General features: G+C 50.8%; 14 protein-coding genes. All 14 read left to right on the forward strand.

Annotation, left to right across the window (positions count from 1 at the left end; all coding sequences use genetic code 11):
- Nucleotides 1-95: 95 nt before the first annotated feature.
- A complete protein-coding gene (gene rfbC / locus HXS66_RS13215) occupies nt 96-644 on the forward strand; it encodes a dTDP-4-dehydrorhamnose 3,5-epimerase (RefSeq protein WP_176503768.1) in 549 nt (182 codons plus the stop codon).
- A gap of 63 nt (nt 645-707) precedes the next feature.
- Nucleotides 708-1751 (forward strand): HAD family hydrolase, encoded by a 1044-nt coding sequence (locus tag HXS66_RS13220; protein ID WP_176503769.1) that lies wholly within the window; start codon nt 708-710, stop codon nt 1749-1751.
- A 12-nt stretch (nt 1752-1763) separates the two neighbouring features.
- Complete coding sequence (locus HXS66_RS13225; protein ID WP_176503770.1) at nt 1764-3689, forward strand: rhamnan synthesis F family protein; 1926 nt, start codon at nt 1764-1766, stop codon at nt 3687-3689.
- Nucleotides 3690-3696: 7 nt separating this feature from the next.
- Complete coding sequence (locus HXS66_RS13230; protein WP_176503771.1) at nt 3697-4290, forward strand: sulfotransferase; 594 nt, start codon at nt 3697-3699, stop codon at nt 4288-4290.
- A gap of 180 nt (nt 4291-4470) precedes the next feature.
- Complete coding sequence (locus HXS66_RS13235) at nt 4471-5751, forward strand: hypothetical protein (RefSeq protein ID WP_176503772.1); 1281 nt, start codon at nt 4471-4473, stop codon at nt 5749-5751.
- A gap of 1214 nt (nt 5752-6965) precedes the next feature.
- Complete coding sequence (locus HXS66_RS13240) at nt 6966-8288, forward strand: hypothetical protein (RefSeq protein WP_176503773.1); 1323 nt, start codon at nt 6966-6968, stop codon at nt 8286-8288.
- Nucleotides 8289-9027: 739 nt separating this feature from the next.
- Nucleotides 9028-10392 carry a hypothetical protein gene (locus HXS66_RS13245; RefSeq protein ID WP_176503774.1) on the forward strand — a complete coding sequence of 455 codons (1365 nt, stop codon included), beginning with the start codon at nt 9028-9030 and terminating at the stop codon, nt 10390-10392.
- 36 nt (nt 10393-10428) lie between these two features.
- The gene (locus HXS66_RS13250) at nt 10429-12783 is read left to right on the forward strand and encodes a glycosyltransferase family 2 protein (protein ID WP_176503775.1); all 2355 of its coding nucleotides are present in this window, start codon (nt 10429-10431) and stop codon (nt 12781-12783) included.
- A gap of 57 nt (nt 12784-12840) precedes the next feature.
- Nucleotides 12841-13893: a phytanoyl-CoA dioxygenase family protein gene (locus HXS66_RS13255; RefSeq protein ID WP_176503776.1), complete on the forward strand. Its 1053-nt coding sequence runs from the start codon at nt 12841-12843 to the stop codon at nt 13891-13893.
- Nucleotides 13893-14942, forward strand: coding sequence for a glycosyltransferase (locus HXS66_RS13260; RefSeq protein ID WP_176503777.1), 1050 nt, complete (start codon nt 13893-13895; stop codon nt 14940-14942). The genes HXS66_RS13255 and HXS66_RS13260 overlap by 1 nt, the downstream gene beginning before the upstream one ends.
- Before the next feature lie 198 nt (nt 14943-15140).
- Nucleotides 15141-16166: a glycosyltransferase gene (locus HXS66_RS13265; protein ID WP_176503778.1), complete on the forward strand. Its 1026-nt coding sequence runs from the start codon at nt 15141-15143 to the stop codon at nt 16164-16166.
- A gap of 102 nt (nt 16167-16268) precedes the next feature.
- Complete coding sequence (locus HXS66_RS13270; RefSeq protein ID WP_176503779.1) at nt 16269-16937, forward strand: DUF938 domain-containing protein; 669 nt, start codon at nt 16269-16271, stop codon at nt 16935-16937.
- Between the two features lie 262 nt (nt 16938-17199).
- Nucleotides 17200-17739, forward strand: a complete 540-nt coding sequence (locus tag HXS66_RS13275) for a sorbitol dehydrogenase family protein (protein ID WP_176503780.1) — start codon at nt 17200-17202, stop codon at nt 17737-17739.
- Between the two features lie 57 nt (nt 17740-17796).
- Nucleotides 17797-19386 carry a GMC family oxidoreductase gene (locus tag HXS66_RS13280; protein ID WP_176503781.1) on the forward strand — a complete coding sequence of 530 codons (1590 nt, stop codon included), beginning with the start codon at nt 17797-17799 and terminating at the stop codon, nt 19384-19386.
- Nucleotides 19387-19388: the final 2 nt, after the last annotated feature.

Below are 19388 nucleotides of genomic sequence, written 5' to 3' on the forward strand. Positions count from 1 at the left end.
ATCGAGACTGAGCCTTGTCGTGCCATAGGCCGGCAGGGCATCGAGTCCTGTGATTGTTGAAGTGATATCTGTCCCCTACAAGGAGCGAATACCGCATGAATTTTGAAAAACTCGCCATCCCGGATGTCGTGCTGCTGACCCCACAAAAATTCGGTGACGAGCGCGGCTTCTTCATGGAGACCTTTCGCCAGAGCGAATTCGTCGAGCACTGCGGTGATTACACCTTCGTGCAGGATAACCACAGCAAATCCCGTCAGGGCATTCTGCGTGGCCTGCACTACCAGCTGAATCAGCCGCAGGGCAAGCTGGTGCGTGTCACCCAGGGGGAAGTCTTCGATGTGGCCGTGGACATGCGCAAGAGCAGCCCGACGTTCGGCCAGTGGGTCGGCGCCCATCTGAGCGAAGACAACCAGCAGATGCTGTGGGTACCGCCGGGATTCGCCCATGGCTTCTATGTCATCAGCGAATCCGCGGAATTCCAGTACAAGTGCACGGATTATTATGCCCCGGGGGATGAGTACTCACTGAAATGGAATGACGCCAGCGTCGGGGTCGAATGGCCGCTGGTGAATGGCGAAGCGCCGCTGCTGTCGGGCAAGGATGAAGCTGGTGAATCTTTCGAGTCAGCCGCTGTCTTTGAATGATATGAACGGCATCATGCCAGTCAGGAAAATCTCCAGCTCGCAGGCTAATGGATTGGTGAAAAGATGAAGAATACTCGTCAGGCACTCAGGGAATTCGGTGCCAGTTTCATGGGGCCGGCCTTCCTGGTGTATGCAAAGGCAGTGGAAGCACAAGGTGCGGGACGAGTACCGGTATGTCTGGCCCGTGAGGGCTGGTGCTTCGAGCGTCTTCTGACGCAGCTGCAGGCACGTAACCTGGTGACATTCGAGCACTCACCACGGTATCTCAAGGTCTCTCGTACGCTGCTGTTCCGGGCCAATCTCGGGGAAGCCTTCCTCTGGCCCCTGGCGCTTGGCAATGATTTCGAGGGCGGCATGCTGGACCTGATGCGCAAGCGTTTCGGCTTGCAGATGCATGAGGCCTTCAGCGTACTGCCAGTCGAACTGCTGCAGATGCACGTCAAGCTCCCTGAGCAGCAGGAAGATGTCGTTACATGGCTGACACCGCATCTCGAGCGATTGAAGGCGTTGGTCGCACCGACACGACAGGGCGTGATGGCCTATCTGAAGACGCTGGGTCTGACGGAAGGGGCTGCGCCGGTCATGCTGGATCTGGGATACTCCGGCACGATCCAGAAGCTGCTGACGCGCATGCTCCAGCGCGAGACCTTCGGTCTCTACTATGTGGCGACCAAGCCAGGCAAGTCCATGCAGGGTGGGGCGACAGCCAATCTCGCCGGTGTCTTCCGTGAGGGCGTCAGCTGGGGCGACGGTTATCAGATGCTGGATCGCTCGTTGCTGTTTGAATCGCTGATGACGGCGCCGCATGGACAGGTGGTGGATGTCCGTCAGGACAGCGATGGTGGCTTCGAATTCTGCTATGGCCGCCAGGCGGCGACACAACGTCACTTCCAGGACATGCAGGAAGTCTTCGATGGCGCCATCGAGCAGGTGGCGGAGTGGTTGGCGGCGGGGGTCAGCTTCACGCCGGAGGAGGTCGAGCAGATGTATGAAAACTTCGCGACACGACAGGGCGCCATTCCGCAATGCGCGTGGCACCTGTTCTTCGTCGACGATGACTTTTCGGGCAATGGCATCTTGAACCCGTTGGTCCTTTTCAACATCTGATCGAGAGCTTTAATGAAACCTTTCAATGTCTTTTCCAAACGCAACTCCGCGTCGCTTTCCAAGGCGCAACGGAGCGAATTCGAGCAAGCCGAAGCCCTGGGCCTGTTCGATGCCAGCTGGTATCAGCAGCGCTATGGTCAGAAATTCTCCTCGCCGGCACATGCCTTCAAGGATTATCTCCACAAGTCACGCTTCGCGCCGATCCATCCTTCACCGGCATTCGATGGGGAAAGCTACCATCGCATGTACATGGACGTGTTCTATGACCAGCAGAGCCCGCTGTTCCATTATCTGAAAAATGGCAAGCAGGAAGGGCGCCAGCATGTGCCCCTGACGCCGCGCTGGGTTCCTCAGACACGCATGCCCTTGGATACCACGCTCACCGAGGCGGCCAGTCAGTTGAAGATGGCGGTCTGCCTGCATGTCTTCTACGAGGATTTCCTGGAGCGCTTCGCTCATGCGCTCGATGACATGCCGATCCAGGTGGATGTCCTGCTGACGCTTGCCAAGGGGGTGAATGAATCCCTGGCACGCAAGACGTTCGAGAAGCATGCCTGCGTCAGACGTGTCGAGATTCGTCATGTGCCCAATCGTGGGCGCAACTTCGGGCCGCTGCTGGTCGAGTATGGCGATGTGCTTGCGCAGTACGACCTCTTCTGTCACCTGCACTCCAAGAAGTCACTGTATTCAGGACGGGAACAGACCCAATGGGCGGATTACCTGACGGAATTCCTGCTGAGTGACAAGTCCGTGGTCAAGCGGGCACTGAATGCCTTTGCGGAAGATGTGACCCTGGGGGTCTATTACCCGACGACATTCTGGATGATGCCCAGCTGGGTGAATCATCAGACCATGAACAAGGGCTTCATGCGTGAGTGGCAGCAGGCGCTGGATATCGAGCACGTCAGCGACTTCCTGAGCTATCCCGCAGGTGGCATGTTCTGGGCCCGCCCACAGGCGCTTGAGGGCATCATCGGCAAGGGCTGGAAGTACGAAGACTTCCCCGATGAACCCCTGCCCAACGATGGCTCCAAGCTGCATGCGCTTGAACGCATTCTGGGCGCTCAGGCCGAAAGTCTCGGGTATCGGCAGTTCTTCTATTACCCGTCCGGTGGGGAGTTCACGGTAGACCAGAGTTACATCACCGCGAGTTATCACGGCTCCATCGAGCAGCACATGCCGGCCATCCAGGCACATCAGATCATCAGCTTCGATGTCTTCGATACGCTGGTGCGTCGCGAGTTCACCGTACCGGACTATGCCAAGCTCAAGCTGGGCAAGTGGCTGGTGGAGCAGGGAATCGCCACCTCTGCCCATGATTTCGTGAAGACACGCAACGAGGCGGAGTTCACGCTGCGCAAGCGGGCCAACTTCCAGGGTGACATCCGGATCGACGCCATCTATGACGAACTGGCGGAGGTGTACGCGGTCAGCAAGGGCGTCGCCCAGGGCTGGATGCAGCGGGAATTCGAGCTGGATCTCGCGATGATCAAGCCCAAGGACGAGATGGTGGAGCTGTTCAATCATCTCGGCTCTGCAGGGCATGTGCTGTGGGTCATCTCCGATACCTACTACACGCGTGACCAGGTGGGCCTGATGCTGCGCAAGGCCGGTATCTCGGCGGCTTACCGTCTGATGGTGTCCAGCGAGGAAGGCAAGCGCAAGGACAGTGGCACCATGTGGGCGATGGTCAAGGAGGACTTGGCAGGTGAAGAGGGACGGCGCCATCTGCATATCGGTGACAATGTCGTGGCCGATGCACAGCGCCCTGGCGACATGGGCCTGGCGACCTTCCATATTCTTCATCCGATGGATAAGTGGCGCGCCCTCGGAATGCCGGACGTCCTGAGGGGCGATGAGGCACTTGATGAAGCCCAGATTCTGAAATGGGGCGCTCTGGTAAGCCAGATCGGCCGCAACCCGCTTATTGGTGAATGAGATGACTATGAAATACGATAAGATTTTTGTTTTAGGATTCCCAAAATCCGGTACGACTACAATCGATAAAGCATTAAAAATGTCTGGATTGAGAACTGCACATTGGGTTGTCGATAATGGCTATTGTGGTAAATTGATTTATGATGCTTATAATGCGACCGGAGATCCATTAGCGTATCTTAGCGACTATGACTGTATTACTCAAGGCGATGTATGTCTCCCTCATGAGAAATTAAATTATTGGCCGAATTTAGACTTTAAAATAATAAAGGCAATCCAAGACAAGCACAGTAATTGCCTTTTTATTTTAAATCGCAGACCTGCAAAAGATATACTTAGTAGTCTTAAACGTTGGAATAATTATGACAAAAGAATAAAGAAAAGTGAAATCCCGGGATTACCTGCAGGTGTGGGTAGTGATGAAAATATAGTTCGTTGGATTGAAAACCATTATAGTGTATGTAATGAGTATTTTTCTGACAAGACTAATTATCTAGAGCTGGATATCTATTCAGATGATTGTCGTAGAGCCCTATCTGAAAAATTAGATATTGAGATAAAGTGGTGGGGAGTGGCTAACAAAAACGAAAATCAAGGATAACAAGTATAGCTTAATATCGTAAGTTACAGTTAATGATGAGATATAGCCTCATACTAAAGTAAACTATGAGGTTGTATCTCATGTCTATAATTTTTTTCGTATTAATATTGTGGAAAAGCTTATCTTGTTGATAGCTTGGACTCATTATATAAATATCACGCATGTTTGTCAGAGACCATAATGAATATATATAGCTGGGATAAAGATACAAGCTTAGTAAATGGTTTGATTAAAGAAAAAAAACTTCCTTTAAAGATCATCGTTAAAATTAAAGATGACCTTAATATGCTAAAAAAATTTATTGATCATCATAGTAAAATAGTTACTAGTGAATCAATAATTATATTTGACAATAACTCATTAGGCGTTGATTATAATATATATCTAGAAGAATTGAGTCAGCATTGCCTAGTTATAAGGTTTTCGAGTTTCCACAATGATCTGCATAATGTGGAAAAGTTTAAACATCTTTATGAATCACTACAAGAAAGTTCACAATTTTATACATTCTTGGATGCTGACGAGCGATTAGTATATATAAATAATGATGAATGTATAGCTGATAGCCGTTTAGTAGATAAGTTAATGGAGCAAGGTCGTAATAATGTTATATATGGTACTTGGCTTAGTAATTTACCAGGTATCGAAAATAAGTTTAAAATTAGAGAGTCTGATGATGACCTCATGAAAGGTCGGGCTTGGGGGAAGCCGATAATTGGATGCAAAGCAAATATAACTGGGTTTATTAATCACAATATCCAGTTGGTCAAAAATATAGGTATAAATAATTCTACGCATAATTTCTTCATTTTACACTTGAATAACCTGTCAGCAACACAGAGAATTAATGCAAATATACGTAAATTAAAAGCTAGAGGATTTATAGAGAACAATACTAATGTAGAAGATATTGTATCTCTTAAATCAATTGAGACTGATGATTTTAACATTAAGCTTTATATTGAAGAGATTATAAGGTTGAAAAATGGTAGCAAAATAATGTCAAGCTCTGAGAGTGTTCCACATATTGAGCTATTTGATAATGGCAATATTGATTTTTATTGCAATGGAACGTATAGATATTTCAAAAAATACTTGTTAGATTCAGAGGTTAAGTATGATGTAATTGATAACAGTTTCCTAAAAAAAAGTATTAAAAGCAATAAAGATATCAATTACCATATAGAAGTTTTTGATACTGACCTCATTAAGGGTTGGGCTGTAGATAAATTCGGCGACCCATGTAAAATAACTGTAAAAATCAATGATATAAATTTTGCTTATGTAGTTGCGCTTGCTAGAAGGACCGATTTAAAAAAAAGTAACCTGTCCTCTGGTTTGGGCGGGTTTGTCATATCAATTAAAAACGTTGTGCAAATTGGCACTAATAAAATAGAAATTATTATTTCTAATGATTCACATGCAACGAAAACCATATGTAGTAACATTGTAGTTAATTAAAGGCCAGTGTCTAGAATAATTACTGGATGTATCGCCTTGTGTAAGCACGCACTATAATATTATGGAGCCAATGCAAATTTTGGTTGCTGTATCGTTATCTGTATTAGATTTATATATCTATACATTCTTGGTAATTAATGTGTAAATACATCTCTATTACTATTTTAAAATTTCAGCTATAGGTTTATGTCTGATGAATACTACACATTCTCTTTAAGCAAATATAATTTTGTATCAATATAATGGCTGAATTTCTGGTTTCAATTTATACTCTGTCTTTTGTTAAAAGCTCTGAACTCAAGTAATAAGCGCAGATACCTACTGTATCTAGGCTTCCTGAGTATTCGCCCAAAAACACCTGCGCCGGCGTCCGATAACCGCGACGTTTTCGAGAACGGTCATTCAGCTTCTCGACGCACTTTGCATTACTGATCTGGCGGCAATCCGTTCCTTTGGGGGAGCGCTGCCGTATCAGGCCATTGGTGTTCTCGTTGGCCCCACGCTGCCCGAAGCAGTAAGGATCACAGAATCACATCGCCGCCGTTACTGATTCGCCACCGGGGAGTTCCGAGCCGTTGTCCAATGTGATAGTCTGGATCGATCTTGGCGCTGCTTTAACAAGCGGATCATGACCGCTTGCGTCACCTCGGCCGAGATCCTGGGCAGTCGTGCCCGCTAGTAGATAGCCGCTGCGACTCTCGATCAGTGCGGCCAAGTCTGATTGCTTGTGGCCCTGTATCACGGTATCGCCCTCATAGTGGCCGATAAAGCGTCGGTCATCGACCTCAACCAGGCGCTATTGGCTTGTGCGCGGTGCTTATTTCAGCGCTTGGGCTGACGGAGATGCTGCCAAAGATCACCACCCCGTTCCTTGTCGTCTCAGATTAAGGAGTAGATCCATTGATGACAAACACCAACGCCGGCCAAGGGCGCCATGAAGCCACTGATTTGCCGTGGGCTTCACTCCTCACGTAGCCGGTCAGCAATGCTAGCCATCATGCTCGGCAGGCGCTTTGTCCACTTGTTGGCGGTACGGCGCCGATGATTACTTAGGGTCTCTGGGCCTGCTCGGGATCATAACTAACAGTGGTGGCGTAGCGGCGAATCTCACGGCTTATCGTGCGCGGTTATTCTATGAATCCTGGTAATCAAGTTTTTAAATGGCCATTTATTCAGGCTACTTTATCCATAATCTTTATAGGGTGACCAATTCTATGAAAATTGCAGTACTAGGTACAAGTAATTCAGTAATGAAAAAAGGTTATCTAAATGAAATGCAGTCCCATAAAGATTTAAATATAACAAGCTATTGTAGTGGTAGAAATCCAATTTTTTTTCATATAAAGCAGCTGTTGTTAAATATAAATGAGATAAAAAAATGTGATTGTTTGATTATCGAAAATTACGTCAATGATGTAAACTATTACCTGCCTAAATATTCTGAAGCTGGACTAGATTATTGGTATATAGAACATGTGAAAGTATTTTATTCTCTTTTAAGCTTGCTAAATAAACCTGTTTTGAATTTAATGTTCCCTATATATAATATTGGTTATAGAGCATCTAGGTATTTACAACTAAAAGAACTGGCTAAAAATTTTGGACATTCTGTATTAGATCTTAATAATGTTGGGTTCGGCTGGGGTGCATATCAAGATGATGTGCATCTCAAGCCCCATATATCCGCTTATTTATCTCGGACAATTATTGAATGCTGCAGTAAAGTTGTAGACGATTTCAAATATAGTAATTCCGATATATTTGATTTAACTAAAATTCCTTATTTAGTGGTTCCTGCTAATGCCGTAGATGGTGTAGAGGAAGAAAATATTGAAACCTTCGAAAATACTTTATTGAAGTTCAATTATCTACGCTTGGAAGAGCATTGGTATGAGTATAAAATACCTCAAAGATTTCATGGGAGTAAGTTGCTATCATTAGGTTATTATAACCCCAAAGACAAACCACATGGAATAAAAATAAAAGGTAATGAATATGCAAGTTATGATGTGTATGGTTTAGTAGGCAAAGGGTATTATCATGAGTCTTTACAGCAACCTATCCCAGTCGAAGCTAGCTTTTTTATAAGCGGTTATACATCAAGTGATGAACAGGTTAAGCATGATATTTTAATGAGTCGTGGACACTGTAACTCAATTAATGATGTTGGTTTTGTTGTTGATTTTCTATTATATAATGAGGAGCTCTTTGGTGAATATAAACTAACTTTGACGAATCAAGTAAATGTAGATAATGCTTTTGAGTTTGATACTATCCCCATAAGCGAGAATTTATTAAAAGTAGATTTATTAACACCAGAAATACCATTGCAAGAGCGTTTCTCTAGACTAAATGATTCTGTGAAAAAGAATCATAAGGCTAATGTGATTCGTGATTTAGCCTTGTCATTTGAAGACATGGGGGATATACATACAGCTTATAGATTGATGTATCAGGCTAGCCTCTTACGTCCAGACGGTCCATTCATAAGCTACAAGCTAGAGTTATATAAAGGGAAAATTACGGAATGTCTGTGATTTCTCTATCTAGAATCTAAAAATTGAGTTATACACACAAATCGATTTGCCCTTTATTTTCGCATAATATGAAATTTTCTTCACAGTTTCTTTTTGTTAATGGATAATGTTAAGATTACTTTTAATCCATTATTCAAAATGTAGGAAAAATACTCGTTGCGATAGGTTATAAATAATAATCATAAGTACAGTTTTTAATTTACCTACAGCATGCTGAATTGTATAACAACTATTTGTTAGGGTTGAATATTTTATACTTTTTGTTATTGCAATCCTTACATACTTTTCTGGTTATTAGTGTTTAGTGGCACATTATCGGGTTTGTTTAAATATACTATCTAATATTTTGCGTTCTATTTTACATGACTGAGGAGCTCTACGTAGGTTAATAAAATAGTTATAGCACTTTAGTTGATTGTATTGTAAAGATCATAAATAACCCCCTTCTGATTTGAGATTTGAGTACTACACTAAGATTCCTACTTATGTAACCTCGCCCCCTTAAAATAAACACTGCTTCTTTTTGTAGAGCTACACAATTTAATTTATTAAACAATTAGCTAGTGTTTTTTATCCGTAAGAAATATTTTTCATGCTGTAATATAATTTTGTCCGCGTAAAAACGAAATTGTTGCTTTCTGTTAAATAAAAGTAATGGATGTTTGCGGTCTAAGTGAAGAATTTATGCTGTTGCAGTCTCTAGAACCACTAAACATCCTTTTATAGTGAGATAAGGCTTATGATTAATTTCATTAAGAAAAAGTCATCTTTATACAGCATTCGTAAGAATGTAAAGAATGAACTTAAAATATATATACATGTAGGGTCTCCTAAAACTGGTTCTTCTGCCATACAGCGGCTTTGTCTAGATAACAGGTTGAAGCTACAAGACCTTGGTTATTACTATCCAGAGCATCCTGTAGATAGAAACTCTGTTTCAGGGGGGCATATGGATATTGCGCGCGCTTTACGAAGCAAAGAATATTCACGAGCTCAGGGCATAATAAATCATTGGTTCGATACTGCTAGGAAAAAAAAATTAAATTTGTTACTTTCATCAGAGGCTTTTTATAATTTGCCATCTGAATTTAGCCACATTATTTTTCCCGTCGAAGTAAAATTTATTGGTTTTATAAGATCTCCACTTGAGTTCCTTATAGCGAATTACAATCAAGCTGTTAAACGTCATAATGAAAAAAGGAAGTTTTCGGTAGTTATAGCTAATGCATTAAAAGATGGCATGTTGAGCAGATTTTTAAACCCCCTATTAATTTGGGAAAAACACTATGGATCTGAAAGGTGTTCTTTCAGGAACTATCTGCCTGTAACTAATAATAGCCCAGGTGTTTTAAATATATTTCTGCATGAAATAGATTTATGTGAGGATTATCATTCTAGGTTAATTAATGAGCAGAGTGTTACTAATAAAAGTTACGCTTTTTCGGCTCTCACCTTAAAAAGATTAATCAATATTGTTGGCGATAATATCTCTCCTGGAACCATGGCAGAAATAGACTTATTACTGCAAGAATTTTCTGACTCTCACGAACACGAATGTTCTTTGGGGTTATCGAATTTACCCCCGGAAATTTACAGCACTATATACGATAAAAATATATCTGAGATTGAAGACATAGTTAATCATTTTCCCAGTATTGATATGAACAAGCTTTTTCCGAGTATGTCTGATACCCCTCCTATGGCTGAAATGAGTGCTAATATACTTACACCCTTGAATTTCATTCGGTCTAAATCCTATGCTTGTATAAGTGAAATTAAAGCTGGTGCTATTAAGTCGTACAAGGCTGGAGATATAAGCTATTCTGTACTCAAGTTATTGGATAGCCTCAACATACCATTTGATGAACCACGTTTTCTAGGGCATTTAGACTCACGTGCAAGCGATTTGATTCTTTCTGATAAATATGAAGAAGCAGATCGTCTTCGTACCTTGGCTTTGTACTTTGAAAAGCATGAGTATTATTCTGATGCTTTCATACTCATAAAGAAAGCACAATTGCTACGCCCTAATGGACAAGCTATAAATATAATTTATAAAAGATTGAACGATGTACTAAGAATAAATGGCGAGCTACCCGTCTAGCTGGAATTATTCACATTAATTTTTCTTGGTGAACACTTGATTGATATAACGAAATTATTTATCTCTAAAACCTTGATTTTATATTCTAAGCTTCATGCGCTACATTTAACGCATATTCGCGTACCGAGTTACCTGCGAATCGTCAGTGACCTAGTGCCTCTTGACGATGGGGAGTGGCGCTCACTAACCAGCACATCAGCCTTTTTCTGGGAAGGCCCAAAGCCGATACCCGGCTGGAACATGGTCGAGATTGACATGGAGCGCTCCATCACGGGCGCCGCTGCGGTCATCACTTTCCAGACTGACACGCGAATTCACACGGTAGAGCTGCCGCTGCGCGCGGGAAAGATCACCCGTCGCATGCTGCGTGTCCCACGCGGAGTCCGGCGTATTACTCTGTGCCCCATCAACGGGCGAGGGACTTTCCGGCTCAAGCATTTCAGACTGGTTTGGTTGACCCCCACCTTTGCCCGAGACCGTCTGATCCAGCGATTGGTCACGGCGCACCGACATTTCCGCGGCTTGCCAAAGCAGCAGGTCACCCGGGCTATCAAACAGGAAGTGCAGCAGACGGGGGAGCGCTGGTCAGTCGTGGCGCTTCGCCATTACGACAGTACCTTTATCAGTCTTTGCTCCAAGCACAATTACCAACAGTGGATCGACATGGTCGAATCACTGGGGCAAGGCCTCGTGAATGCGAAGGTGGCCGATCATATCGCGCCGGTGATCACCTCCGGCATGGTGTTCAGCCTTGGGATGATCGTCAATGAAGATATCGGCCGGGAAGCTTTCGGCGATAGCCTGACAAGCCTGATCGCGCAGACTCACCGACGTTGGCAGCTGGTGGTATCTGCCTCGGATACGGCCCTGAAGAAGCACGATTGGTTGGCTGCCTGCTGCGCGAGCGATGAGCGTATCACGTTGCTGGCAGAGCCCGAGCAGGCCACTGGACGCTTCACGGATCCGCTGGCGGCTATCAGCAGTGCGGCAGTGGGTGACTGGATCGGGTTGATGACGACGGGCGCCACCTTGTCTGCTGATGCGCTGACGTGCTTTGCGCGGCTGATGAAGGAAAAACCGCAGGCCGGTTTTCTGTATTGCGATGAAGACCGCATCGATGGCGACGGACATCGTCACTCACCGAACTTCAAGCCTGGCTGGAACCCGGATCTGCTGCTTTCCACACCGTATCTCGGGCATCTGGGGCTGTGGTCCCGTGAACAGTGGCAAGCCTGTCGAGGCTTTCTCGAGGCAGAGGATATCCTGACGGCTACGGCCACTGATCTCATCCATCTGTTGGCGCTGGAGATGATCGCGTCGACCCGCATGAGTCACCAGTCGCTGATATGGCGAGTGCCTCAGGTCCTCGTTCATGTGCCCGAGCGGCATCTTCTTTCGACAAAGACTTGCCCGGAGGATACCGGGACACGGCATCTGGCACGTGTCGGCGACTATCTCACCCGCCATGCTGTCACGGCAGTGGCCGAGCCTGGCAAGGTGCTGAAGGAGGCCAACGACGGAACCGGAGAAAATGTGCGCGTGCGATGGCGATTGCCGGAGTCACAGCCACTGGTCTCCTTGCTGGTGCCCACTCGGGATGGCGTCGAGATACTCAAGCCCTGTGTCGATGCCATCCTTGCGCAGACTGAATACCGACACTTCGAGTTGTTGATTCTCGACAATCAGAGCTGTTGTCCGAGGACACTTGAATACATGCGTGACGTCGCCAGATGCGATGAACGTGTGCGCGTGCTGCATTGGGATGCGCCGTTCAACTATTCTGCGATCAACAATTTCGGCGCCCGTGAGGCGCGCGGCGATATCATCGGTCTGGTCAACAATGATATCGAGCCGATGAATGGCGAATGGCTGACGGAAATGGTGTCGCAGGTATGCCGTCCGGACATCGGTTGTGTCGGTGCCAAGCTCTATTATCCCAATGGTACGATCCAGCACGCTGGGGTGATTCTAGGACTTGGCAGCATCGCCGGTCATGCGCATCGTTTCTTCCATCGTGAGGAGGATGGCTTCCAGGGACGGCTGAAATCGATCCAGAATCTGTCTGCAGTCACTGCTGCCTGCCTGCTGTTGCGTCGCTCGGTCTTCGAAGAGGTCAATGGCCTCAATGAGCAGCATCTGGCGGTTGCGTACAATGATGTGGATCTATGTCTCAAGGTGCGGGAGGCAGGCTACCGCAATCTCTGGACGCCCTATGCCGAGCTGTATCACCACGAGTCGATTTCACGCGGTGCGGATGACACACCCAGGAAACGTGCTCGCTGGCTGTCAGAGTGTGACTACATGCGCACTACCTGGGCGGAACAGCTGGACAATGATCCGGCCTATAACCCTAATCTGACGCTGGTGCATGAAGACTTCTCCCTGCGTTGAGGTGTCTTGCGGCTTGGGCCTGCCTGTTATCAGAATTGTCGTTTCACAAGGAATGCCATGTCTCGTTCATTGCGCTTTCTGAAGGCTCCTCTGTGGAGCCTTGCGCTATTCACCGGTGCCAAATCCTTCATCGCCAATCCGCTGATCGGAAGTGAGTCTCTGAATCGCCGCGGTCTGCATGTCTGGCGGGTGAAGGCAGCGTCCCGAGTCATGCGCTGGCGAATGGCAATGCTCAGCCGTGGTGTGCCCAGGGACGAGCGTGAGGCTTACCTGCGTGAGGGATATCTGTGCAAACAGGATTTCCTGTCGCCAGAGGTGTTCGCTCAACTCAAGGCGGAGCTTGAGCGCGTGCATGAGCACGGCCCTGGTGAGGTACGGGAATGCTGCCAGGGAGACACTCGCACCCATCGTGTCCTGCTGGACCCGGAGACCCTGAGCGAGCTGCCGGTGGCTCGCAAGGTGCTTTCGGACACGCGGCTGAGGCGTCTGCTGCGATTCTGTGCAGGACACCGTCGTCTGCCCATCGTGCATCTGGAGAAGGTCTTCAATGGTGCTCGGGAGAGTGATGAGGCTGATCCGCAGAAGTCCCTGCACGTGGATACCTTCCAGCCCACCTTGAAGTTCTGGCTCTATCTGGAAGATGTGAGTGAGCACAACGGCCCCTTCATGTTCGTGCCGCAATCCACCCAGTTGAATCAGGGGCGTCTGGACTGGGAATATCACATGAGCCTGACAGCGCGTGATCACGCCAATCGCTATACCCAGCGGGGTTCGTTCCGAGTCGAGGAGGGGGCGCTGGAGCGCTTCGGGCTCAATCCTCCCACCTTGTTCAAGGTGCCTGCCAACACGCTGTTGATCGCTGATACCTTCGGCATGCATGGGCGTGGACCGGCCGAGGCGGGAAGTTCGCGACTGGCGCTGTGGGGAATGAGTCGCACGACACCCTTCCTGCCGTTGCCGGGGCTGGGGGGGGAATGGCTCAATCGCCTGCAGTACCGTGTGCTCATGGCAGAGCGTGCGCGTGATGACAAGCGTGCCGCAGCGCGTGGTGTCGAGTCTTCATGGCATGTCGTGGCACGTGAGCCCTTGCGTGCGCAGGACACATCCTGATGTTGGCTGAAGCTTCCTCCTTGGCAGGCGTGCGGTGGGTCGTTCTCAGCGATGGTGCTCGCCCCACCGAGGATATCTACTTTCTCGAATCCGCTGCCCCAGCGCTGAGAGGGCAGGGAGCCGTCATCGAGCGCTTCGAGACTCGCCGATATCGCTTGCCAGCCCGGCTGGCACTGCGACGGCTGGCGGGAGCCAACCTGCTGATCGTACGGTCTCTGGGCGAGCGCTGGGTGCAGCTGATCGAGCGTCATCGAGCGCGCTTCGGTCGTATCGTCTATCTGATCGACGATGATCTAGGTTCCGTGAAACATACACCAGGCTTGCCCGAGGCGTATGTGAAACGACTGAGTGGCCTGGCGGAACGCCAACCGGCATTGCTCGCGCTCGCGGATGAGGTGGTGGCCTGCTGTGATTCCCTGGTTGCTCAGATGGGCCATGAGCACGTCAATGTCTCATTGCTGACGCCTCCGATGCTGACGTCATCCATCGAACTGGCAGACTTCACTCAGCCTGACTGGACGATCGGCTATCACGGCACGCGCGCGCATCGTGATGACATCGCACACTTGGCACCCGCTCTCACGTCGGTGATGGAGACGGATCCCCGGGTACGCCTCGAGGTCATGATGGGACGACATGTGCCGGATGCTCTTGCCGGCATTGCCCGTCTGGAAACGCCAGAGGCTCTGCCGTGGAAGGCCTTCCAGCATTATCAGGCAACACGGCGTATTCAGATCGGCCTGGCTCCGCTGCTCGAGACGCCCTTCAATCGTGGCAAGTCGTGGATCAAGTTTCTTGATACCGCCGCGATGGGCGGCGTTGGTATCTATAGTCGCAGGGCGCCCTATACCGAGATCGTCGAACATGGTGTCGATGGCTTGCTGGTGGGGGATGATCCCGCTGAATGGCAGGCGGCACTCGAACGGTTGCTGGGTGATCGTCAGGCGACTGAGGCCATGGCGCAGCGGGCTCGGCACAAGGCAGGTGTGATCGGCGATCTTCATGAGAGTGTCGCGTTCTGGAAGGCTCGCAGTAGAGAGTCGTCATGATGACCCGATGGCTGGCACCGGGCTAACTCGTTGATGTCGAGGGTCCTTTGGGGCAATTCCGCACTGGTAGGTTGGCTACAATTCGTTACACTTATGGTGCGCCTGAGTTTTTTCCATGCCGTGCTGGCAGATTCGTCACTCAGAGGATCGCCTGACATGCTGTATGTGCCATGAATGCCTCGTGTAAAGGAGACTGTCATGACCGCCTTCCCGACAACCCCACGCTGGATCGTACTCAGCGATGATGCTCTGGCACTGGAAGACATCTATTTCTTCCTGCCTGCCATGGGCGCCTTGCGCAAGGAAGGCACTCGCGTCGAGCGTTTCGAGACGCGTCGCTGGAAGTTCTCGCCCAGGCTGGCTCAGGCGCGCCTCGGCGGTGCCTGTCTGCTGATCGCCCGCACCCTGGGAGAGGAGTGGATCGAGATGCTGGAGGCTCACCGCGAGCAGCATGGCCGCATCTGCTATCTGCTCGATCATGATCTCGTCACCGCGCAGCCTCAGGAGGAAAGCGAGAGGCAGGCACGTGAATTGCAGCAACGCCTGCTGGCGTTGGCGGATGAGGTGGTGGTGGTCAGCGAGCAGTTGCAGACCGCTCTGGCGGGCCTGCATCCCGAGGTCAGCCTGCTGACGCCGCCGCTGACAGGGGCGCTGCCGGACCTTCGCCATCTCGATAGTCAGGACTGGTGCATCGGCTTTCATGGCACCCTGGCGCATCGCGACGATATCGTGGCGCTGGCACCGGTACTGCGCGATATCCAGACGCGCCACGACGATACCGAGGTGGAGTTGATGATGGGGCGTCATCTGCCGCTGGCGCTGAGTGACATTCCGCGCCTCAAGTCCATGGAGGCGTTGGGCTGGGAGGCTTTCCAGGACTATTGCTCGCGGCGGCGGATCGCCATCGGTCTCGCGCCCCTGATGGCGGATTCGGTCAATCACGACATGTCGTGGCGGCGTTTTCTCGATATCACGCGCATGGGCGGAGTGGGGATCTACAGTCGTCGCGCTCCCTATCATGAGCTGATCGAGGATGGCGTCGACGGCCTGCTGGTCGGGGATGACCCGGCAGAGTGGCTGGGGGCGCTGGAGCGTCTGTTGAGTGATCGGGATGCCACCCGCGCCATGGCGCACAACGCCCAGCACAAGGCCCATGAGGTGGGGGACCCCCTGCGAGTGCTGGATTTCTGGAGGGCCCGCAGCACGATGGCCCCGACACGCTGAGGCGTGCCATCGCGATCTCCCTGCATGTCTTCAAGCGCCGCGCCCCATGGGGTGCGGCGCTTTGGTATGATCACCAGCCTCAGTCTGTCAATGGAGCAGGGCATGACCTCGTCAGCATTACCGGAACACCCCAAGGCCCCAGCACGCCACGCGGCCCAGAAGGATGTCGCACTGGAGAACTCCCGACGGCTGGCAAGTCCCGCGGTCGAGCGCAATCGTGACGTGATTCTCGATGTCTTGCGTGATGTCCTCGCCGAGCGTCGTCAGGTGCTGGAACTGGCCAGTGGCAGCGGCGAGCATGCCGTGCATTTCGCGCGTGGTCTGCCTCACCTTGAGTGGCAGCCAAGTGACGCCAGCCCACGTGCACTGGAGTCGATCGCGGACTGGCGCGAAGAGGTCGGATTGGCCAATCTCAAGGCCCCCATCACGCTGGATGTGCTGGCCGAGTGGCCTGAAGTGGCCTGCGATGCGCTGGTGGCGATCAACCTGATCCACATCTCTCCGTGGCGCGTCACGTCCGAGTTGATGGCACGGGCAGGACGACGCCTCCCGGTGGGCGGCGTGCTGTATCTCTACGGCCCTTACAAGCGAGAAGGTCAGCACACGGCACCCAGCAACGAAGGCTTCGATATCCAGCTCAAGAGCCGCAACCCACTATGGGGCGTGCGCGATCTGGAAGCCGTGATCGAGGAAGCGAAGCGTAACGGCCTGACGCTCGACAGGGTGGTCGAGATGCCGGCCAACAATCTGAGTGTCGTCTTTCGGCGCTAGAACTTGAGGTTGCGCTGTCGGAACGCGGATTATCCGGTAATCAAGCGCTTGAGAAGCAAGATTTATGGCATTCGCCCGCCATGCGGGGGAATGTCTTGTGCGTGACAATGGGCGGGTGAGGCTATCGGCAGAGCTTTACCGGTGGCGTAGCGTCGCCCTCCCTTGGCATGAGCGATGTTGTGAGACATTTGATATTCTTATATAAGAATATTATTAGTTTTGCATAACGACGAAATCCGCCAGGTACGCGCGAGGGTTCACCATGACACGCACTCTCAATCGGCGTCAGTTGCTGACGGGACTGGCGGTGCTATCCGCCAGTACCCTGATGCCATGGGCCACGCGCCTATGGGCTGATACGCCCGATGACATCCCGCCACAGGACATCACGGACTTCCTCACCCTGTCCGAACGTCTCACCATGCGCCCCCAGCTCAATAGCCGGCTGGCGGGGCGTGCCTATCAAGGTCTTCTTGATATCGATGCCGATTTCCCTCGGCGCATGCGTCAGCTCATTCAAGCAATGGATGAGGCGGAACTGACGGACATGCGTCAGTTCACGTCCTTTGCCGAGCAGCAACCTGAAGCGGTGACCCGGACCGCCATTGATATCATCGCTGCCTGGTATCTGGGGTATACCGGCACCGTACAGGGGCATTCCGCTACGGATGATACTCACTTCGTCACCTATGTCGGTGCACTGATGTATCAACCGACACTGGACGCCACGGTCATCCCTACGTACTCGCGGGGCCATACCAACTATTGGGTCTCACCCCCGGCGACGATCGCGACCGATTGAGCGCGATCAGATTCGCCCGAACAACGCTCTACCATTCTTCACAGGACGAGACCCCTCATGGCTACGCAATATGATGCAGACGTGATCGTCATCGGCTCTGGCGCACTGGGCAGCAATGCTGCCTATGAGCTGGCGCGTCAGGGCAAGGATGTCATCATTCTCGAGGCAGGCGAACGAATTCCTCGCTGGAAGATCGTCGAGAACTTCCGTACATCAGGCCGCAAGTCGAACTTCAATGCGCCGTATCCCAATCAGCCCTGGGCGCCCACCTCGTATGAGGAGAAGTACATCGACAGTGTCGGTGAATTTGAATTTCGGCCAGGCATGCTCAAGTTGGTAGGCGGCACGACCTGGCACTGGGCCGCCGCGACCTGGCGCTATACCCCCAATGACATGAAGCTTTACTCCACCTATGGCGTCGGGCGTGACTGGCCGATCGACTACGAGGAACTGGAGCCTTACTACGTACGTGCCGAAAAGGCGCTGGGTGTCTCCGGCAGTGATACCGAAGACCAGAGTGGCAATGATCAGCGCCCCTGGCCGCCGCGCTCCGAACCCTATCCGGTGCCGCCGGAAGGCGAGACCTATTACTTCCAGCGTCTCAAGGCACGTATCGGCGCGGAGGGATACCAGTTTCTGCATGAGCCCAACGCGCGCACCGTACAGCCCTGGGATGGCAGGCCTGCCTGCAGTGGCAACAACAATTGCATGCCCGTGTGTCCCATCGGGGCCATGTACAGCGGCGACGTGCATGCGGATCACGCCGTGCGTGCCGGAGCCAGGTTACTGACCGATGCCACGGCCTATCAGCTGGAAAAAGGTGCAGGCGACAGAATCGTGGCGGTGCACTATCGCAGCTCCAATGGTGATGACGTCCGCCTGACGGCCAAGGCGTTCATCGTGGCCGCACATGGGCTCGAGACGCCGAAGTTGCTGCTGATGTCGGAGGTTGCCAACTCCTCCGATCAGGTCGGCCGCAACCTGATGGATCACACAGGCATCAGTCTGTCGTTTCTCGCGGATGAGCCCTTGTGGCCCGGTCGGGGACAGGTTCAGCAAGGCGGGATATTCAACTGGCGAGATGGCGAGTTCCGTCGCGAGCACGCGGCGATCAAGCATGCTCTGGGCAATGCGGTCCCCAACGAGACCGTGACTAGGCGATTGCTGGAGGATCTCATCGTGGGGCCGGAACTCGACGAGCGCATTCGACATGATGCCGCTCGCTACGTCTCGATCACCACGACGTTCGAGACCCTGCCGCGTTCACACAACACGGTGCGCCCGAGCCGCAGATACAAGGATGCATTGGGAATTCCCACGCTGGAGGTGGATTACCGTGTCGATGAGTATCTGACCAAGGCCGCCCGAGTTGCCAAGCAGGATTTCGCGAATTTCGTGCGCATCATGAACGGCACCGTCATTGAAGACGATAGCGGGTGGCAGAATCGTGATCACTTGATGGGGACCGTAATCATGGGGGAGAAGCCAGAGAATTCGGTCGTCAATGGTGAATGCCGCTCCTGGGATCATGACAACCTGTTTCTCGCCACTACCGGTGTGATTCCGGCTTCCGGGGTCATCAACCCTACGCTGACCGGTGTCGCCCTGAGTATACGTATCGCCGATATTCTGGCGAGGGAGGTATGAGC

Source organism: Cobetia sp. 5-11-6-3 (assembly GCF_013374055.1).
In the GTDB taxonomy this organism is placed as follows: domain Bacteria; phylum Pseudomonadota; class Gammaproteobacteria; order Pseudomonadales; family Halomonadaceae; genus Cobetia; species Cobetia marina.

Bases quoted from the DNA above. Each gene is read 5' to 3' on its own strand.
- rfbC (WP_176503768.1), top strand. From the start codon at position 96: ATGAATTTTGAAAAACTCGCCATCCCGGATGTCGTGCTGCTGACCCCA.
- HXS66_RS13220 (WP_176503769.1), top strand. From the start codon at position 708: ATGAAGAATACTCGTCAGGCACTCAGGGAATTCGGTGCCAGTTTCATG.
- HXS66_RS13225 (WP_176503770.1), top strand. From the start codon at position 1,764: ATGAAACCTTTCAATGTCTTTTCCAAACGCAACTCCGCGTCGCTTTCC.
- HXS66_RS13230 (WP_176503771.1), top strand. From the start codon at position 3,697: ATGAAATACGATAAGATTTTTGTTTTAGGATTCCCAAAATCCGGTACG.
- HXS66_RS13235 (WP_176503772.1), top strand. From the start codon at position 4,471: ATGAATATATATAGCTGGGATAAAGATACAAGCTTAGTAAATGGTTTG.
- HXS66_RS13240 (WP_176503773.1), top strand. From the start codon at position 6,966: ATGAAAATTGCAGTACTAGGTACAAGTAATTCAGTAATGAAAAAAGGT.
- HXS66_RS13245 (WP_176503774.1), top strand. From the start codon at position 9,028: ATGATTAATTTCATTAAGAAAAAGTCATCTTTATACAGCATTCGTAAG.
- HXS66_RS13255 (WP_176503776.1), top strand. From the start codon at position 12,841: ATGTCTCGTTCATTGCGCTTTCTGAAGGCTCCTCTGTGGAGCCTTGCG.
- HXS66_RS13260 (WP_176503777.1), top strand. From the start codon at position 13,893: ATGTTGGCTGAAGCTTCCTCCTTGGCAGGCGTGCGGTGGGTCGTTCTC.
- HXS66_RS13265 (WP_176503778.1), top strand. From the start codon at position 15,141: ATGACCGCCTTCCCGACAACCCCACGCTGGATCGTACTCAGCGATGAT.
- HXS66_RS13270 (WP_176503779.1), top strand. From the start codon at position 16,269: ATGACCTCGTCAGCATTACCGGAACACCCCAAGGCCCCAGCACGCCAC.
- HXS66_RS13275 (WP_176503780.1), top strand. From the start codon at position 17,200: ATGACACGCACTCTCAATCGGCGTCAGTTGCTGACGGGACTGGCGGTG.
- HXS66_RS13280 (WP_176503781.1), top strand. From the start codon at position 17,797: ATGGCTACGCAATATGATGCAGACGTGATCGTCATCGGCTCTGGCGCA.